Source organism: uncultured Paracoccus sp., from assembly GCF_947496875.1.
Taxonomy (GTDB): Bacteria; Pseudomonadota; Alphaproteobacteria; order Rhodobacterales; family Rhodobacteraceae; genus Paracoccus.
Map to the genome: position 1 here is coordinate 2,501 of NZ_CANMEH010000048.1, position 2,982 is coordinate 5,482.

Sequence of the window (2,982 nt, forward strand, 5' to 3'; positions counted from 1 at the left end):
ACATCTAAGTACCCGGAGGAAAGGAAATCAACAGATACTCCCCCAGTAGCGGCGAGCGAACGGGGACCAGCCGAGCCGTGAGACTGACCAGAATGGCCTGGAAAGGCCAGCCAGAGCGGGTGACAGCCCCGTATGGGAAGGTTGATCGGACGCATTAAGTAGGGCGGGACACGTGAAATCCTGTCTGAAGATCGGGGGACCACCCTCGAAGGCTAAGTACTCCTTGCTGACCGATAGCGAACCAGTACCGTGAGGGAAAGGTGAAAAGCACCCCGACGAGGGGAGTGAAACAGTTTCTGAAACCGGACGCCTACAAGCAGTCGGAGCCCCCTTGCGGGGTGACGGCGTACCTTTTGTATAATGGGTCAACGACTTGGTCTGTCTGGCAAGCTTAAGCCGTTAGGTGGAGGCGCAGCGAAAGCGAGTCTTAAAAGGGCGCTTGAGTCAGACGGATCAGACCCGAAACCAGATGATCTAGCCATGTGCAGGATGAAGGTTGGGTAACACCAACTGGAGGTCCGAACCGACACCCGTTGAAAAGGGTCCGGATGACGTGTGGCTAGGGGTGAAAGGCCAATCAAATCTGGAGATAGCTGGTTCTCCGCGAAAGCTATTTAGGTAGCGCCTCGATTGTATTCTCCCGGGGGTAGAGCACTGCATGGATGATGGGGGCCCACAGCCTTACTGAGTCTAAGCAAACTCCGAATACCGGGAAGAACTGATCGGGAGACACACGGCGGGTGCTAACGTCCGTCGTGGAGAGGGAAACAACCCTGACCAACAGCTAAGGCCCCCAATTCGTGGCTAAGTGGGAAAGCATGTGAGACTTCCAAAACAACCAGGAGGTTGGCTTAGAAGCAGCCATCCTTTAAAGATAGCGTAACAGCTCACTGGTCTAATCAAGAGGTCTTGCGGCGAAGATGTAACGGGGCTCAAGCCACGAGCCGAAGCTTTGGATGCATCCTTACGGGTGCGTGGTAGCGGAGCGTTCCGTGATAGAGAACGCTGCCTCTTCTGATCCTTTCGGGGGTCAGCGGCGGCAATGTTCCGACTGTGAAGCCGGGCCGTGAGGCATCCGGTGGAGTGATCGGAAGTGAGAATGTTGACATGAGTAGCGACAAACAGGGTGAGAGACCCTGTCGCCGAAAGTCCAAGGGTTCCTGCTTAAAGCTAATCTGAGCAGGGTAAGCCGACCCCTAAGGCGAGGCCGAAAGGCGTAGTCGATGGGAACCAGGTTAATATTCCTGGGCCAGGAGATGGTGACGGATCCTCAGGGTTGTTCGATCTTAACGGATTGATCGGGCAGCTGCGGGGTCCCTGGAAATAGCCCTCCACAAGATCGTACCCTAAACCGACACAGGTGGACTGGTAGAGAATACCAAGGCGCTTGAGAGAACCACATTTAAGGAACTCGGCAAAATACCTCCGTAAGTTCGCGAGAAGGAGGCCCGGTTTGCAGGCAACTGTGGGCCGGGGGCACAAACCAGGGGGTGGCGACTGTTTACTTAAAACACAGGGCTGTGCGAAGCCGTAAGGCGACGTATACAGTCTGACGCCTGCCCGGTGCCGGAAGGTTAAAAGGAGAGGTGCAAGCCTTGAATTGAAGCCCCGGTAAACGGCGGCCGTAACTATAACGGTCCTAAGGTAGCGAAATTCCTTGTCGGGTAAGTTCCGACCTGCACGAATGGCGTAACGATCTCCCCGCTGTCTCAAATGTGGACTCAGCGAAATTGAATTGTCTGTGAAGATGCAGACTTCCCGCGGTTAGACGGAAAGACCCCATGCACCTTTACTATAGCTTCGCACTGGCATCAGGATTGCGATGTGCAGGATAGGCGGTAGACTTTGAAGCCGGGACGCCAGTTCCGGTGGAGTCACCCTTGAGATACCGCCCTTCGCACTCTTGATGTCTAACCGCGGTCCGTCACCCGGATCCGGGACCCTGCGTGGTGGGTAGTTTGACTGGGGCGGTCGCCTCCCAAAGAGTAACGGAGGCGCGCGAAGGTTGGCTCAGAGCGGTCGGAAATCGCTCGTTGAGTGCAATGGCAGAAGCCAGCCTGACTGCAAGACTGACACGTCGAGCAGAGTCGAAAGACGGCCATAGTGATCCGGTGGTCCCGAGTGGAAGGGCCATCGCTCAACGGATAAAAGGTACGCTGGGGATAACAGGCTGATGGTGCCCAAGAGTCCATATCGACGGCACCGTTTGGCACCTCGATGTCGGCTCATCTCATCCTGGGGCTGGAGCAGGTCCCAAGGGTATGGCTGTTCGCCATTTAAAGAGGTACGTGAGCTGGGTTTAGAACGTCGTGAGACAGTTCGGTCCCTATCTGCCGTGGGTGTAGGATACTTGAGAGGAGTTGCCCCTAGTACGAGAGGACCGGGGTGAACGTTCCACTGGTGGACCAGTTGTCGTGCCAACGGCAGTGCTGGGTAGCTATGAACGGACAGGATAAACGCTGAAGGCATCTAAGCGTGAAGCCCCCCTCAAGACCAGGTATCCCTTGAGAGCCGTGGAAGACCACCACGTCGATAGGCCGGAGATGTAAGCGCAGCAATGCGTTCAGTTGACCGGTACTAATGGCTCGATAGGCTTGATTTGATCCGGAAGACGACAGACCGGTTCCCGAAAGGAACAGGCCGTCGCTTCCCGAAAGCATCCTTGGACAACACAGGCCCCCGACAGGGCCGACGCTGAGCGTTTCTTTCCCGGTCTGGTGGCCATAGCACGAGCGAAACACCCGATCCCTTCCCGAACTCGGCCGTTAAGCGCCGTCGCGCCAATGGTACTGCGTCTCAAGACGTGGGAGAGTAGGTCACCGCCAGACCTGGAAAGAAACGCCTCTCTCTGAACCGATGAACCGCCCGCAATCACAAAAGCGAGCAGAAGAACAGGCAGAAATGGCGCGGGGTAGAGCAGCCCGGTAGCTCGTCAGGCTCATAACCTGAAGGTCGTAGGTTCAAATCCTACCCCCGCAACCA

General features: G+C 56.3%; 1 tRNA gene and 2 rRNA genes (1 of these 3 running past the window's edge). All 3 read left to right on the top strand.

Annotated features, from left to right (window positions below):
• Nucleotides 1-2,602, top strand: a 23S ribosomal RNA gene (locus Q0938_RS18790); it begins 234 nt to the left of the window's first position.
• Nucleotides 2,603-2,713: 111 nt separating this feature from the next.
• Nucleotides 2,714-2,828, top strand: a 5S ribosomal RNA gene (gene rrf, locus Q0938_RS18795).
• A 77-nt stretch (nucleotides 2,829-2,905) separates the two neighbouring features.
• Nucleotides 2,906-2,982, top strand: a tRNA-Met gene (locus Q0938_RS18800).